A 15,617-nucleotide genomic window follows, 5' to 3' on the forward strand; every position below is an offset into this window, starting at 1 on the left:
TTTACCTATGGCTAAGAATAGCGGACCTAGTTTCTTTTGGGACAGACTAGTACCTACCATATACAGCGCAGGTGCTGCTGTTGTAATATTAGGAGCATTATTTAAAATTCAACACTGGGATGGCGGTGGCCCTATGCTAACCATTGGATTAGGAACAGAAGTGGGTATTTTCTTGATTTATGCCCTTCAAACCTTTGTACAGCCCATCAATTCTGAACCCGATTGGACTAAAGTATACCCTGAGCTAGCCGACGATTATACGGGTGCTCCAGTGTCGCGCAGTGCAGGACCTAGCAGTGGCGTAACGGCCAAGCTCGACAATATGCTCGATAATGCTAAAATCTCTCCCGATGTTTTTGATAGCCTTGGTAAAGGATTTAAGAGTCTTTCGGACACAGTAGGTAAAATGTCGGACCTTACCGACGCTACAGTTGCTACTAACGAATACGCCAAAAACGTAAAATCGGCTTCTTCTTCCATTAGCGATATGAACAAGTCGTATGGAGTGGCTATTACGGCTATGTCGTCTATGGCCGATGCTACCAAAGATGCGCAAAGCTACCGTACCCAATTCCAGGAAATTACCAAGAACATGGGCGCTCTGAATGCCGTCTATGAATTGGAATTGCAAGACACTACCAAGCATTTGAAGGCCATGAATGCTTTCTATGGCAACCTGACTACCGCTATGGAGAACATGGCCGATGCTACCAAAGAATCTCAAGTATTTAAGAATGAGATGTCGAAACTTACTACCAATATATCGTCACTAAATGGCATATATGGTAATATGTTGACGGCCATGCGTGGTAATGCCTAAGCGGCCACGGCCTCTTAAACTTTCATTTGCTAAATCCTCCGAGATCCCTTTTAAATGATTGTCTTATCTAAACTAATTGATCACTGATAACTGATTACTGAACAATATGGCAGGTGGAAAAGAAACTCCCCGTCAGAAGATGATTGGAATGATGTATCTGGTACTTATGGCAATGCTCGCATTGCAGGTAAGTTCGGCCATCATTGAAAAATTCATTCTCTTGAACAATTCTCTGGAGCTCTCCTCTGGAGCAGCCAATAAATTAAACCAGGAAACGGTATTGAAAATAAAGGCCGCCGTTGAAAAATCGGGTAACCGGGATGCCGATGTGGCCGTGATGAAACAAGCCGACGAGGTTCGTAAGGCATCCGTAGCGATGATCAACGAGCTGAATTCCCTCAAGCAGGAAATTATTAATACTGCTGGTGGAGGCTTAAACGAAGAAGGGTCTATCAAGAATCCTCAAGAAGAGGGTAAGGTAGCCGAACTGATGATAGGGGGCAAGAAAAACGGCAAGGCCTATGCCTTAAAAGAAAGCCTCAACAAGTATGTTGGCAATTTGAATAACTTGGTTCCCAATAAGTTTCAGATGCTGGCTTTGGATGGTAAGGATGACCCCATCAGCAAAGGGCAGAAAGACCAGAGAAACAAGGATTTTGCTGAGCTGAATTTCGCTCAAACTCCTGTTGCCGCCGCTCTTGCAGTTCTAAGTCAGAAACAAACCGATATTCGTCGGATGGAAGGCGAGGCGTTGAATTACCTTGCTAGCAAGGTGGGAGCCGCCGATATTAAGTTTGACCGCGTGTTGGCGATGGTAAGTGCCGATGCCAAAACCGTTGTAGCTGGTACCAAGTTCAAAGGCCAAATGTTTATTGCAGCCTCAGCTAGTGGGCTCACTCCTCGGATGAGCCTAAATGGTGCGCCAGTGAAAGTAGAAAATGGAGTTGGTCTTATCGAATTTACCGCTCAAGGTGGAGGATATAATGCCGAAGGTATTGCCCGTAGGGAGCTAAAAGGTACCATTACCATTCCTACTCCTTCGGGAAGGGATACCACCTATAGCATGACCCAGGAGTACTTCGTTGTGAAGCCTTCGTATCAAATCGAGACTGGTACATTGCCTCCATTATACTTGGGTTGCGCCAATAAGTTAAGTATACAAAGCCCCGCTTTAGGTGCCTTATGGGCTCCTACTTTCTCTACCGACGGTGGAGAGATCATTGCCAGCCAAGCGAAAGGGAAGTTTACCATCGTGCCTAGCAAGGCGCAGCTAAACATTACCGTGAGCAACTCTGGAAATGTACTTGGTTCGGAACCTTTCCGTGTAAACCGGGTTCCCAAACCTTCCTTGGATGTGCGGGTTAACGGCGCCGCCTTCGACGAACGAAGAGGCGTAGCTGCTACGGGTGCTCGGAGTATTCAGGTGGTAGCCATCCCCGACGAAGGCTTTAAGAACTTCTCTCCTGAAGATGCTCGCTTTAGGGTGGCTCAGGTAGAAATATCCTTGGCAAGAGGTAACCGCCGGATCGACGGGGTAACCCTGAACAGCGGTGGTGGCTCTATCTCCACCTTGGCACAGCAGGCTCAGCCTGGTGACCGTTATGTCATTCGTATCCTTAAAGTACAACGTCAGAACTTCAAAGGAGTAGTGAGTGATGTGGAAATGGGAACGCAGGTACGTACCGTCAATTTGTACTAAAATTGTATTTTCTACGTTGGTTAAACAAGGAAATAAAACAGCATGATATGAGAAGTATGAATGGAAAATCGATGGCATTGACCATGTTGACGCTTGCACTCGGTGCTGGAGCCGTATCGGCACAGGAAAGAGTGGATTCGACCAATAATCAATTTTCAGCGCGTCCCATTAGTGATGAAGACATCATGATGAAACGCACATTATGGAGGCGGGTGGATCTCAAAGAGAAGCAAAACATGTCCATGTTTTCTAAAAATAATGAGATCACTAAATATTTGATAGAAGCGGCTAAAGCCGGTTTGATAGAGGCGTATGCCAACGATTCTTGTGTGACGCCCCTTTCTCAGGCCGATCTGCATAAGCGTTTGGTGATACCTAACCAGGCCGCAGGCCTTTCCGAAGAGGAATTGGCGGCGGGTTTTGGTGCGCCGGCTACCGATGGGGGCTGGGGGGATACCAAAGAAAAGACCGAGCCTACCAAAGCGGCTAATGCCGCTGCCGACGATGGCTGGGGGGCTCCTGCCGCTAAAGAAACTGTAGAAGAAGACGACGGCTGGGGACCACCCAAAAAGAAAAATGCTGCTAAAGAACAGCCTAAAACTGAGGTGGCTGTGGATGCTCCAGCAGCCGATCCTGCCTTCGATAAGTCGTTCAGTACCGATGTGGCAGTTACCGAGGAGGAGTATTTCCCTCAGCAGCTTTCTTTGATCGAGATTAAAGAAGACTGGACTTTCGATAGAAAGCGCTCACGCTTGTATAACGATATTCAGACCATTACGATCATTCTTCCTTCCGATCAGACTGCCACAGGACTAGAACTTCCTGTTGCTTCTTTCCGTTACAAGGATGTAGATAGGCTTTTTAGAAGCGATTCGAAGAAGTATATCTGGTATAATACGCATAATACCGCTCAGAACAAGAACCTGGCCGATGCATTCGACCTTCGGTTGTTCTACGGTAGAATCGTAAAATACTCTAATGCCAACGATAAAGCGTTTTTGGATATTTATGGAGCCGAAAAGGAGGCCCTTATTAAATCATTGAACTACGAACAAGAATTGATGGAACTGGAGCACGGACTCTGGGAGTATTAATTACCAAGTGATTTTAATAAAAAGGGGGATGGTGTCTATTGGCACCATCCCCTTTTTGTTGTCCTATCGACGGCGGTTCCACTCTACCGTCCTGTATCCTATCAGAAGGTCTGAACGCCCCGCAGGAGCCCTGTAATAAACCAATAGGTCATAGTCGTTTTCGGTAGTGGCGTAGTCGCCTTCTACCCAAGTCTCGTCGGGTTGCCCATTTGCTGGTACCAGCACATAGTCATAGTTCACGACTCCTTGTTTAATGAGCATTTCTACCTCGTAACTGCCCGTGTCGGGGTTATAGGTCATTTTGTTGAGTTCGTTCAAATTCCACAGATGGAAGCCACCATTCACGTATACCTCCGCATGGGGGACTTCGGCCATTTTAAGACTAAACCGGACGGGGGTATAATCGGCATCTGTACTACCCCGGCCCGATTCCCGTTGATCTACCACATATTGTCCGTTGAGGTCGTCGATCTGCAGGTAGCCGTTGTCGTTCCTGGGTTTGTCTGCAAATAAAAGCAAGGTGGTATGGTCGGGGCTGCGGACCATCTGTTCTATTCCATACCCCCGACCCGATAGGGTTCGGCTGTCGAAATATCGAAATTCGTTGCCACCAGGGAAGGTGTTCTCTAAATCGAAAAAAGTATATTCCAGTTGCTTGTCAAATGGCCGGACGTGGGAGGGTTTGAAACCCATTTTTGCTTGATCCCATCGGAAATTCTTACGCATTATTACTTTCAAATCGGTTTGAGGTGCTACTAAGTTGAGTCCTGAGTAGTCGATCTTAAAGTCTATTTGTTGGTCGCTAAACTGTTGTTGGATGCCCTGTGAAAACCGAGCCTCGGCCGAGATGTTCACCCGTAGGTCATAAAGCATAAACTTCCTACTCAGTACGGGTTTTCGATCTTGGTCGTATACCACCACTACATAGTTGCCCGACAGCTTAAGACGGGGTATTTGGAAAGAGTAATGGAAATAGGGGATCTTGGTGCTAAAAGATTGTTGCTGGTCGAGGATTGGATAATCATTATACTCATAGGTGAATTCGATGTCGTTAAGGTTTGACTTGCTCCAGTCGGCATTGCAATGCAGGATCTTGGCGGAATACCGGTCGTACTGTGCCGACAGGTCGTCGAATTCCAGCATAAGCCCCTTCGTATTTTGGACCGAAGTGATAGGAGGGCTTATGAGTCGCTTGGGATTATCCGGTTCTTCTATATTCGGATATAGCAATACCGTCGCAATCTTGGGGTTATATATAGCATCCTTGAGTAGTTCTTCGGGCTGCTGGGCCTTGGCCAGGACCACTTCCACAAGGAGTAATAAGGTGAGGTATAATCGCGAATGGGAATGCTTCATAGGTAGGAAATGGTCAATGAATAAAATTCTATTTCTATTTAAATATAGGATAAATATTGGAGGCTGTAAAAAAAAAGAACCACTCCCGAAAGAGTGGTTTTTTTATATCAGTAAGCAGATCTATTTAGTTGGCATACTCCTCAACAAGCATCATGGCCTCTTCCCACTCTGAAGTGGCTTGGTCTAACCGACTTTTGAGGTCGGTATAGGCTTGGTTGACCTTGCTGAGTGCCTGCTGGTCCTGATAGATATCCGGACTGGCCAATTGCGCTTCGATATCCTTCTTCTCTATTTCTAGGGTATTAATGGTGTTCTCTAATTCGTCTACGCGCTTCTGAGCCTTTTTGCGTTTTTGAGCATCCTCATTGGAAAACGTCTTGGTTGGCTTGGAAGGGGCCGGCTCAGGCGCCGATTTGGATTTTTGAGGAGGGGCGCTGCTGACAACCGCATTCTCGCTCACCGCCGACTCCAATCCTCTTTCAGCCACCCATATCTCATACTCCTCATAGGTGCCTGGGTATTCTTTGATCTGATGGTCCTCTATATACCATATTTTATTGGCAATATTCTCTACAAAATACCGGTCGTGGGAAACGACGATATAGCTACCTTCATATTGTTGCAGCGCTTGTATGAGGATATTCACCGACTGCATGTCCAAGTGGTTGGTAGGTTCATCGAGCAGCAGGAAGTTGGCCTGCGACAGCAGTACCTTCGCCAGGGCTATCCTCGATTTTTCTCCTCCCGAGAGTACCTTTATCTTTTTGAATACATCGTCGCTGGAGAATAGGAAGCATCCTAATACCGTTCTGAGTTCTGTTTCCGTTTTGTTTGGATTGGCATATTTGAGCTCCTCCAATAGGTTATGCTTTACATTGAGCGACTCTAGCTGGTGCTGGGCATAAAACGTGAAGGATACATTATGGCCTAGCCGGCGCTTACCTTCTATGGGTTCGTCGCCCGATACTACCCGGAGTACGGTGGACTTACCCCGTCCGTTTGCTCCAATAAGGGCTATTTTATCCCCTCTTTCCATAGTAACGTTGGCCGCATCCAAAATCACCTTTTCGCCGTAGGCTTTGGAGGCATCCTCCAGCTGAAACACATGGCGCCCAGGTTGGGTGGTGAATTGAAAGCGAAAATGAACCTTCGCCGCTTCGTCGACTACCTGGTCTATCACTTCCATCCTATCGAGGGCCTTAACCCGGCTCTGAACTTGTTTGGATTTGGTAGCCTTGGCTTTAAAGCGTTCAATGAACCGCTCCGTTTGTCGAATTTTAGCTTGCTGGTTTTCGAAGGCGCCCTTCTGGATTTCGTTCCTCAACGATTTTTCCTCCAAATAATAGGAGTAGTTTCCGGCATAATAATTGAGCTTTCCACCCGATACCTCCACAGTAGTGTCTATGGTGTTGTCCAGGAATTGCCGGTCGTGAGATACTACGATGACGGCACCCTCATAGGACTGCACGTACTTCTCCACCCATTGTATCGACGGCAAGTCCAAGTGGTTGGTAGGTTCATCGAGCATCAGCAAGGAGGGTTTTTGAAGGAGTAGCTTGGCGAGCATTACCCGCATCCGCCAGCCTCCAGAAAACAACCTTAAGGGGCGTTCCAGGTCGCTAGTGGCGAAGCCAAGTCCTTCTAGTATTGCCTCGGCCTTGGATTGTACGCTGTATCCGTCTAGGGCGTCGAACTCATCCTGTACCCTGGCCAGGCGATCTACCAATTCGTCCTTATAGTCGTGCTCCATTTCATGCAAAATCTTGTCGATCTGTGCCTGTAACTCATTCTGGCGCTCAAAGGCCTGCATGGCTACAGATAATATGGAGTCGTCGGTTTGGTAGGACAGCAAATCCTGGTTAAGGAAACCGATGGTGCAGTCACCCGACATGGAAATACTCCCTTCGTCGGGTTGAAACTCCCCATTGATCATCCGGAGCAGGGTCGATTTGCCCGTTCCATTAAGACCAATGAGTCCAATTTTTTGTTTAGGTTTAATATGTAGCGACGCACTATCATATAGTGCCCGGTCGCCGAGGTAATAACTAAGGTTCGTAATCGCGATCATGCTGCAAAGGTACGGGTAATGTGGCATATATCGAAAGGGTACATGTTGGAATAGTTATAATATCGGATCCAAATGCCCTGAATAGTATGATTTTAGCTCCTTCATGGAGGGTAATAGCATCATTGGGCACTTTTTTGGCTAAATTGTCGGTTTATACCGTACAGTCAACCTGAAGTCATCAAACACAACAGAACTACCCCCAAAGGATATGAATGAGTTATTTCCTATATTTTTAAAGCTCGAAAATTTGCACACCCTTATCGTCGGTGGAGGCTATGTAGGGTTGGAAAAAATTACCGCCGTGCTCGATAATGCCCCCTATGCGAAGGTGACCTTAGTAGCCCCCCAAATAAGGGATGAAATCTGGAAGATAGCTGAAGAAAATCCCCGTATTGCCTTGGTAACTAAGCCGTTTGAAGAGTCGGATTTTGAAGAGAAGGACCTGGTCATTGTAGCTACCAACGACAAACCAGAAAACCAACGTATCAAATCGCTGGCACGAGCCAGGCACCTACTGTGCAATGTGGCGGATACCCCCGCGCTTTGTGATTTTTACCTCTCGTCAGTCGTGCGAAAGGGTAACTTGAAAGTGGCGATTTCTACCAATGGAATGTCGCCTACTATGGCCAAAAGATTGAAAGAGGTGCTTAATGAGGCGCTTCCCGATAATCTGGAAACGGCCATGGAACAGCTTAAGGCAGTTCGGGATATGCTCAAGGGAGATTTTGCCTATAAGGTCGACGAGCTGAACAGGATTACTTCGGTGTTGGTGGAGCCTAAGCCTAAAGGTTAGGGTGAAGTGGCCTGCTCGCCGAGTTTGGCTAGCCGTTGCCCCAGGACGATCAACACAAGGGACAAGAACCCGAAAAATAGGAATAGCAGGAAGGAGTTGGTTAAGACTTTTTGTATCCCCAATTCCGACACATTCACAAAAGGGTAAGGATAGAAATGTCCGGAATACCCGCGTATCAGAATAAATAGCAAATACACGCAAGGGTAAATGAGCCAGGATGGTATCAACCGCCAAGTAAGCTTGTGCTTTTGTTCGTAGAGGTACCAAAACAGCAGGACCAATAATGGGATCACCGTATGTAAAAGTTCATCTACTACCTTCTGAAGGCCTTTAGGGTCCCATATCGGGCGCAATACCAGCTGATATACGATCCCAACGACCAGTATATAGACGGTTAACGCGCTGAGCCGTCCATTGGCTTTCTGCTTTTTCTTTTTCGAATCCGTGATCAACCGATAACTAAAAAAAATGGCGACTAAGCTGTTGGTAAGAATGGTGAAAAAACTAAAGAAGCGAATACTCGTTTCGATGACGTCGGTGATTCGGTTTTCGAGCATCAAATAATATTGGGTGATCACTGCAAACCATGCCAATAGGGCTATAGACATTTCGATCGTTTTTTTCATGCTTCATCAAGGGTCGGTCGTAGGCTGATAGGGAACATTTATGACGAATACTCCTTAAAAATAGCTAAAAAAGCATTGGAGAATTCATAATGACAACAAAATGTTAATCCAGCATATTTTTTATCCCAAGTCCTGTTTTTTTGTTTTGTGGGTCAATAGCTATGGACTTCCGGCACCCAAGGAGATGGAAGGTCTTTATAGGACCAGTCGGAAGTAGCACGCACTCCAAAGAGTATTTTACCCCACCGATAAAAATGAGGAAGGAATCTATTTCAGATGAAAGTTTACTATCCCGACTGCGGAAGGACGACCAGCAAGCTTTGGCTTCCTTAATGGATCGTTATTTCGAGCCTTTATGCGCTTATGGGCATGTTTTGCTTCATGACTGGGCACAGGTAGAAGAGCTGGTAGCCGACGTCTTCTTTAGTATTTGGTCCAAAAGAGAGGAACTTGAGATCCATACCAGTTTAAAATCTTATTTATTTGTTTCTGTAAAAAATAAGGCCCTACAACAGTTACGCAAGGAGTCCCGTATGCCCTTTCAGGACATCGATAGCGCTGCCGATGACGCCGATTCGGAGCCCAATGGATTGGAACGACTCATCCTGCAGGAGTTGAATCAAGACATTATCGATCTGGTACATACCCTTCCAGAGAAACGACGCATTATATTTGAGCTCAATCGATTCGAATCCTTTACCTATAAGGAAATTGCCGAACTGCTTCAGATTTCGGAGAAAACCGTTGTCAACCAAATGAGCTTAGCCATCAAATACCTCCGGCAATATGCTCGAGCAGGTGCACACAACTCCTATTAATTCTGCTAAAACACCTTTTTAAAGGCGATGAGCGGCCCTTCTTTCCCTTACTGAAAGAATGGGCTGGCTTAACAATTTGATAATCTTTTGGGTCGGGACATTGGTAGGCAAATGGGATCGTACCTATGAAAACACATGGAATGGAAACAAATGAATACTGGGTACTGATCGCCAAGCAACTTTCGAGGGAGAGCACGAGCGAGGAAGATGCAGCCTTGGCGGACTGGTTGGCCCTGTCGCCCGAAAATAGAACCATTTTTGAGGAGGTGAAGCGCGACTGGCACGCCAAGCAGCGAGAGAGAGTGCCTGTGTCCTTGCAAAGGGGAAAAGCCATGGTTTTTGAGCGGATTGAAAGAGAGCAGCCTAATGTTCCTGAAAGTTGTGCCGATACAAATGTCAAATGGCTTGGCCTTTCTACCTACCTGAAAATTGCCGCGGCCATCGTGTTGATGGTTGTGGGCGTGCAGGGATATAGGAGCATGGTGGGAGAGACAACCGCTCCTCTAATGGTAAGTACGAATGGCAAGCAGCATCATCCAGAAAAGGTGGTATTGCCCGATGGCAGCACGGTGTGGCTCAATGCCGGTAGTACGATCCGCTACGCCGACCGGTTCGTGGGAGAGGTCAGGGAGGTTTATTTGACTGGAGAGGCTTTTTTTGAAGTGCAGCGTGATGAGGATAAGCCTTTCTTGGTGTATACCGAAGGGGTTACGACCCGGGTCCTGGGGACTTCCTTTAATATCCAAGCCTATCCCGAGGCCGAGGCCATAGAGGTGACGGTGAGCTCAGGGAAGGTGTCGGTAGTGGATTCTACTGGAGTGCTTGGTGAGCTTAGTAAGAACCAGCAAATAGCCTATCATAAACATACGGGCATTTCAATGCGCCAGGTGGTAGATGCCACCGCGGCCAATGTATGGAAAGAAGGGAAGCTGGTCTTTGACGATCAAAGCCTGTTGGCTGTTGCACAAAGGCTAGAAAGGCGATATGGGGTGCAAATAACGTTTGCGCAAGCGTCTATTAAGGCCTGCCCGGTGACGGCCCAGTTCGACGAACAGGAAAGCTTGGAGAAGATCCTGTATATGATTTGCCTGGTCTCGAATACTAAATATGAGTTTCAAGATGAAAAACAAATCCTGATCAGTGGACAGGGCTGTAGTATTTCTAATTAAAAAGAATAGCCTATGACAAAACTACAGAGCCAGATCCGGCAAGCGCATCTGGCTCCTGATTTCCGGGTTACTACCAATAACCGTGGAAAGAAAAATAATCTGTTACAATTATTTATAATCTCAAATTTATGAAAAAAAATTATCTAAACCTTGATTTAAGGCGGTTTGTGCCTGTGGGTGCCTTTACCAAAAAGGTAACCTTTCTACTGGGGACCTTGTTGGTCTTAGCCCTAAGTTCTGTTCAAGTTTCGGCCAAGGACGACAAGAAAAACCAAAGCGGTTCTGTTAAAATAAGCGTTAACCTAGCGTCGGGCACACTAATAAGTGCCCTCAAGCAGATAGAAAGCCAGAGTACTTTCAAATTTGTTTATAACCCCGATCAAATTCGGTCATTCACCATAGCCAAGCAGGGTATTGAGCAGCAAGATATCGATACCATTCTAAAGGGGCTGCTGGCCGGCACGGGGCTGAATTATAAAATAGTAGGAGAGAATGTGGCGGTAGTTCCTGGAAAAGGGGCGGTTAAGAACGAGGGGATCGTGATACGGGGTGTCGTTACAGACGCTACCAACGGGGAGCCTCTGCCCGGGGTGAATATCGTTTTGAAGTCCACTTCGGTAGGTACCGTAACCGATGTAAATGGTGCCTATCAGCTAGAGGTGCCCAATGAGGAGGCCCTATTGGTGTTCTCTTTTATAGGCTATGAAAGGATGGAAATGGCGGTTGGTGGCCGTCAGCAACTCTCTGTGGCCATGCAGGTGGCTGCCAATGGCTTAGATGAGGTGGTGGTAACGGCCATCGGCATTGAGCGCGAAGCCAAGGCTTTGGGGTATGCCGTTTCTAACCTGAAGAGCGAAGCCATCAATGTAGGTGGAAATACCGATTTGGCTACATCTTTGGCGGGTAAAGTGCCTGGTATGCAGCTAACCAGGTCGTCGGGTCCGTTGGGGTCGTCGCGGATCGTGCTTCGCGGAGAAGCTTCCTTGGACATGCAAAAAAATAGGGCCCTGCTCGTTGTAGACGGGGTGCCCGTTACCAACGACCAGAATAGCGACGGTCAGGAGTCGTATTTGGGCGCCGCTGTCGACTACGGCGATGGTCTATCGGCACTCAATCCAAAGGATATCGAGAATATTACCGTTTTACGTGGGGCCTCTGCTGCGGCACTATATGGTTCGCAGGCCGTCAATGGGGTGTTGATGATCACCACTAAAGGAGGTAAGTTTAACCAAGGCCTCAAAGTAAATGTCAACCAGTCGTCTTCGATACAGCAGGTGAATCGTTGGCTGCCTCGCCAGACGGAATTTGGTTCGGGAAATCGTTCCGAAAACGATTATTATGCCTTCAAAGACTCTCCTGATGGTGCCCAGAATAGGAATTCACACTCATGGGGACCAAAATTTATGGGACAGAAATTCTATCAATACGACTCCCCCCATTCGGCAGTATACGACCCAGCCCTTAGAGATGAAATTTGGGAATTCGTACCGGGTGGCCAGACCCCCTGGGTAGGTAACGAGATAGAGCAAAATTTTTATCAAACAGGCTATACCCATTCCACTGGAGTATCGGTGTCGGCAGGTAATAATATGGCCTTTTTTAGAGGTTCTGTCAATTACCTTAACAATAAGTATATCATGGAAAATACCGGCTATAACCGATTGAACCTATCGCTGTCGTCGGGGATTAAGACTGGTAAAACCAAATTTTCAACCAAAATCAATTATGCGCGCCAGAGCTCGGCCAATTTGCCCGCCGAAGGTTACGACCGCACCAATGCGCATTATCAGGTGTTTTGGTTGAGTGCCAATGAGCAGCTTCCTTGGTATAAGAACAAACTGTGGCTGGATGGGCAGCAAGATGTTCAGCAGAACACGATTGGGGCCTTAAGTGCGAACCCTTATTGGATCCTGCACAATTCTATCAATACCCTCGATAAGGACCGGGTATTTGGTAATATCCAGCTCGACCATTCCTTTACCGATCAACTCAAGCTTACAGCGCGTAGTGGTCTCGATTTTTATACCGAGCTACGCACAAGGGAGCGTGCCTGGTCGGAGCCTCGCAATTCCTTTGGAAATTACAGTGAGACCAACCTGAAAACCATTTTGCTTAATACCGATGTAATCCTAACTCAAAATTCTAAGATAGGGGACTTTACAATTGGGGCTACCTTGGGCTTCAACCACCGCTATACCAACGGAAATGGGATGTATGGAGAAGCCACTAGCCTGAAAATTCCAGGAGCATTTAACCTTCAGAATTCAGAGGAGCTACCGCGCGTAAGCAACAGCCGTCGCCAAAAAGAATTGGTATCGGCCTATGGGGTGGCCAACCTATCGTGGAAGGACATCGTTTTCTTGGACGTTACTGGTCGAAACGACTGGACCTCCACCTTGTCGAAAAATAATAATTCCTATTTCTATCCTTCCACTGCGCTGGCTGTAGACCTTACCGAACTGTATGGTATCGATAGCCCGGTATTGTCCTACCTAAAACTTAGGGCTTCCTATGCTCAGGTAGGTTCGGATACCGACCCCTACCGTCTCAATCGGTATTATGTGTCGTCGACGGCTATCTCGGGAGGATATAGCAATCCCTCCACGCTGCCCAATCCCGACCTTCGGCCCGAACGTACCAACTCTATGGAATTTGGGGTAAATACGCATTTATTTAACCATCGCTTCGATCTCGACCTTACTTTTTATAGGGCCGTAACCAAAGACCAGATCCTGTCCTTACCCGTCGACCCCGCTTCGGGATACCAGAGCGCATTGATGAACGCCGGATCGGTTTCTAACCAAGGTGTTGAGCTACAGCTCAATGCCAAGGCTGTGAAGTCCAAAAGCTTTAACTGGGATATTACCGCCAACTGGGCTACCAATAAGGGACGTGTGGAGAAGCTCGTGCCCGGCGTAATCGACGTGTATGTGATTGGCTCCTATGTAGGCTCCAGGGTGCTGGTAAAGGCCGAGCCCGGGGAGCAATTGGGGAGAATCTACGGAAAGGGGTATGATCGTCAAAATGGGCAGATCGTTTTTAAAGATGGCCTAGCTCAACGGGATAATAATGAAGACTTCTTAGGTAATGTATTTCCCGACTGGAAGGCCGGTTTGGTCAATAATCTACGATACAAAAACCTTAACCTATCGTTTCAATTCGACTATACCCATGGAGGAAATGCTTATTCGATTACACATTTCCTGATGAACTATACCGGCAAATCGACTAAGACGGTGTATGGTCGGGAAAGTGGAGCACCTTACCCATCCGGAGCGGAGTATGATATGGCCTCGGGAAGTTGGCTTCAAAACCAGGATGGGCGCTTTGGGGTCATTGGCGATGGAGTGATGCTCGATGAAGAGTCGGGCCAGTATGTCAAAAATAACGTATCGGCACCTGCACCTTACTATTATAATGCCATGTACGAACGCGATCAGATAGAAGGTAATGTGTTTAAAACCACCTCTTTGAAATTAAGAAATGTACGTGTGAGCTATAACTTGCCTTCTATATGGGGTCTTAAAGGGGCTCAAATTGGGGTCTATGGCAATGAGCTGTTTTTATGGACCAAGTTCCCATCTTATGATCCGGAGCTTTCGGTGGTCAACAACGGGGCCTTAACTCCTGGCCTCGAAGCGGTAGGCTCTCCTTCCATGCGTACGATAGGGATTGACTTAAACATTAATTTTTAAAATATAGCAATGAAAAATCTTACTAAAAAAGGGATAGGAGCTCTCTTGGGCCTATTTTTCTTCTGCCTAAGTTCCTGTAACGATTTTCAGGAAATCAATACCGATCCTACTCGGATGACCAATATCAATGCGGCCTCTTTGCTGACTCAGATCATCTATAACACCGGTACTAGCTCAAGAAGCTACGGAGAAATCGGAAATTATATCGGTCAATATTGGACCAATACTTCTCTGATCGATCAGCGCCATCGCTACGATTTTAAAGGATCCGACTCCGAAGATGTATACAATAGCATCTACGGTACGCTTTACGATATCTATGATCTTAAAAAAAGAGCACAAGCCGAACAATTAGACGATTATCTGGGTGCGGGCCTCGTTCTAGAGGTCTATTTGACTACCTACTTAACCGACGTCTTTGGACCCGTGCCCTATAGCGAGGCCATGCAAGGGGATGAACTTAACTTTACTCCCAAATTCGACGATCAGGAGACGATTTATCGCCAAAATCTCGATAAATTGGATCAGGCTTTGGGCCTAATGGAGGTGCTACCAACGGGTAATTTTGTGCGGGGTGGAGATGCCTTTTATATGGGCGATATGAAGAAATGGAGGAAGTTCGCCAACAGCCTCAAGCTTCGTATGTTGATGAAAATGGTGAAAGTGGATCCGACGGTAAAGAGTAAAATTGCGGATGTGATAGCCGCTGGTGAACTCATTTCTAGTGCGTCGGAGACCTGTGCAATTATTTATGATGGCCGATTTGGCCTTCAAAGTACCACTGCTACCGGTACTGCCGGATCGGTTTCTTTGGGGCAAACCTTCGCTGAAGAGCTCCATAACACCCTCGACCCGCGCAGGCCTTTTATGGCTAACTTAGGTAAGGATAAGAATGGACTGCCTGTCAATGTGGATGCCCAAGGCGAACCCATTTATCTTGGCGTGCCGTCGGGAGAAAGTCCAGACATTATTAGAGACTTTAATGGACTGGCTGCCCCGTATACGGGCCTTCGCGGCCTCAGAGCTCCGTCGGTCGTCTTGTCCCACTCCGAAGTAGCGTTTTACATTGCAGAAGCCATTCTGAAAGGCTATACCTCGGGCGATGCTTCGGCCTATTATGAGGCAGGTATCCGCTCCAGCTGTGCCTGGTGGGGGGTAGAAGAAGCCGATATCGTGGCACATTTGGCCAAGCCTACCGTCCGTTTATCAAATGACACCGACGTAGCCCTGCAACAAGTGATGCGTGAAGAATACATCAATTTTTACTATCAGGGCTACGACGGTTGGATCAACTATAAAAGGGTAGGTTTTCCCGTATTACACGTAGGATCGGCCATGGCGACCGACCAAATCATGAAAAGGATGGTATACCCTCCCCTCATTAAGGCCATAAATGCGGCCAACTATTCCCAAGCCGTAAATGACTACCTAGACCATGGCGATGAGCTGGTGTCGGGTAGTTGGTGGTTCCAATAGCCC

The 15,617-nt window shown here is 47.1% G+C and carries 11 protein-coding genes; 8 read left to right on the forward strand and 3 right to left on the reverse strand.

The window, feature by feature from the left end:
- Positions 1-7: 7 nt before the first annotated feature.
- The 3 genes from porL to porN all read left to right on the forward strand — a co-directional run bounded on the left by porL (position 8) and on the right by porN (position 3,613).
- Positions 8-820: a type IX secretion system motor protein PorL/GldL gene (gene porL / locus CLV98_RS03775; protein ID WP_109672885.1), complete on the forward strand. Its 813-nt coding sequence runs from the start codon at positions 8-10 to the stop codon at positions 818-820.
- 106 nt (positions 821-926) lie between these two features.
- The gene (porM, locus tag CLV98_RS03780) at positions 927-2,519 is read left to right on the forward strand and encodes a type IX secretion system motor protein PorM/GldM (RefSeq protein ID WP_109672887.1); all 1,593 of its coding nucleotides are present in this window, start codon (positions 927-929) and stop codon (positions 2,517-2,519) included.
- Positions 2,520-2,575: 56 nt separating this feature from the next.
- Entirely contained in the window at positions 2,576-3,613 is a 1,038-nt protein-coding gene (porN, locus tag CLV98_RS03785) for a type IX secretion system ring subunit PorN/GldN (RefSeq protein WP_109673067.1), read from the forward strand.
- Between the two features lie 63 nt (positions 3,614-3,676).
- On the opposite strand, the gene CLV98_RS03790 is transcribed toward porN, so the two are convergent.
- A complete protein-coding gene (locus tag CLV98_RS03790) occupies positions 3,677-4,969 on the reverse strand; it encodes a type IX secretion system plug protein (RefSeq protein ID WP_109672889.1) in 1,293 nt (430 codons plus the stop codon).
- 124 nt (positions 4,970-5,093) lie between these two features.
- Positions 5,094-7,037, reverse strand: a complete 1,944-nt coding sequence (locus tag CLV98_RS03795; protein WP_109672890.1) for an ABC-F family ATP-binding cassette domain-containing protein — start codon at positions 7,035-7,037, stop codon at positions 5,094-5,096.
- 208 nt (positions 7,038-7,245) lie between these two features.
- Here CLV98_RS03795 and CLV98_RS03800 point away from each other — a divergent pair, with 208 nt between their 5' ends.
- Positions 7,246-7,830 (forward strand): precorrin-2 dehydrogenase/sirohydrochlorin ferrochelatase family protein, encoded by a 585-nt coding sequence (locus tag CLV98_RS03800; protein WP_109672892.1) that lies wholly within the window; start codon positions 7,246-7,248, stop codon positions 7,828-7,830.
- Here CLV98_RS03800 and CLV98_RS03805 read toward each other — a convergent pair.
- A complete protein-coding gene (locus CLV98_RS03805) occupies positions 7,827-8,456 on the reverse strand; it encodes a Pr6Pr family membrane protein (protein WP_109672894.1) in 630 nt (209 codons plus the stop codon). The genes CLV98_RS03800 and CLV98_RS03805 overlap by 4 nt on opposite strands.
- A 254-nt stretch (positions 8,457-8,710) precedes the next feature.
- Here CLV98_RS03805 and CLV98_RS03810 point away from each other — a divergent pair, with 254 nt between their 5' ends.
- From CLV98_RS03810 to CLV98_RS03825, 4 genes are all read left to right on the forward strand, one after another.
- Positions 8,711-9,274 (forward strand): RNA polymerase sigma factor, encoded by a 564-nt coding sequence (locus CLV98_RS03810; RefSeq protein WP_158281195.1) that lies wholly within the window; start codon positions 8,711-8,713, stop codon positions 9,272-9,274.
- Between the two features lie 140 nt (positions 9,275-9,414).
- Positions 9,415-10,443: a FecR family protein gene (locus CLV98_RS03815; RefSeq protein WP_158281196.1), complete on the forward strand. Its 1,029-nt coding sequence runs from the start codon at positions 9,415-9,417 to the stop codon at positions 10,441-10,443.
- A gap of 128 nt (positions 10,444-10,571) precedes the next feature.
- On the forward strand, positions 10,572-14,138 hold the full coding sequence (locus CLV98_RS03820; RefSeq protein ID WP_109672899.1) for a SusC/RagA family TonB-linked outer membrane protein: 3,567 nt from the start codon (positions 10,572-10,574) through the stop codon (positions 14,136-14,138).
- A gap of 9 nt (positions 14,139-14,147) precedes the next feature.
- Positions 14,148-15,614 carry a SusD/RagB family nutrient-binding outer membrane lipoprotein gene (locus CLV98_RS03825; protein ID WP_109672901.1) on the forward strand — a complete coding sequence of 489 codons (1,467 nt, stop codon included), beginning with the start codon at positions 14,148-14,150 and terminating at the stop codon, positions 15,612-15,614.
- Positions 15,615-15,617: the final 3 nt, after the last annotated feature.

The organism is Dyadobacter jejuensis, assembly GCF_003149085.1.
In the GTDB taxonomy this organism is placed as follows: Bacteria; Bacteroidota; Bacteroidia; order Cytophagales; family Spirosomataceae; genus Dyadobacter; species Dyadobacter jejuensis.

Bases quoted from the DNA above. Each gene is read 5' to 3' on its own strand.
- CLV98_RS03815 (WP_158281196.1), top strand. From the start codon at position 9,415: ATGGAAACAAATGAATACTGGGTACTGATCGCCAAGCAACTTTCGAGG.
- CLV98_RS03795 (WP_109672890.1), bottom strand. From the start codon at position 7,037: ATGATCGCGATTACGAACCTTAGTTATTACCTCGGCGACCGGGCACTA.
- CLV98_RS03800 (WP_109672892.1), top strand. From the start codon at position 7,246: ATGAATGAGTTATTTCCTATATTTTTAAAGCTCGAAAATTTGCACACC.
- porM (WP_109672887.1), top strand. From the start codon at position 927: ATGGCAGGTGGAAAAGAAACTCCCCGTCAGAAGATGATTGGAATGATG.
- CLV98_RS03805 (WP_109672894.1), bottom strand. From the start codon at position 8,456: ATGAAAAAAACGATCGAAATGTCTATAGCCCTATTGGCATGGTTTGCA.
- CLV98_RS03820 (WP_109672899.1), top strand. From the start codon at position 10,572: ATGAAAAAAAATTATCTAAACCTTGATTTAAGGCGGTTTGTGCCTGTG.
- porL (WP_109672885.1), top strand. From the start codon at position 8: ATGGCTAAGAATAGCGGACCTAGTTTCTTTTGGGACAGACTAGTACCT.
- CLV98_RS03825 (WP_109672901.1), top strand. From the start codon at position 14,148: ATGAAAAATCTTACTAAAAAAGGGATAGGAGCTCTCTTGGGCCTATTT.
- porN (WP_109673067.1), top strand. From the start codon at position 2,576: ATGAATGGAAAATCGATGGCATTGACCATGTTGACGCTTGCACTCGGT.
- CLV98_RS03790 (WP_109672889.1), bottom strand. From the start codon at position 4,969: ATGAAGCATTCCCATTCGCGATTATACCTCACCTTATTACTCCTTGTG.
- CLV98_RS03810 (WP_158281195.1), top strand. From the start codon at position 8,711: ATGAGGAAGGAATCTATTTCAGATGAAAGTTTACTATCCCGACTGCGG.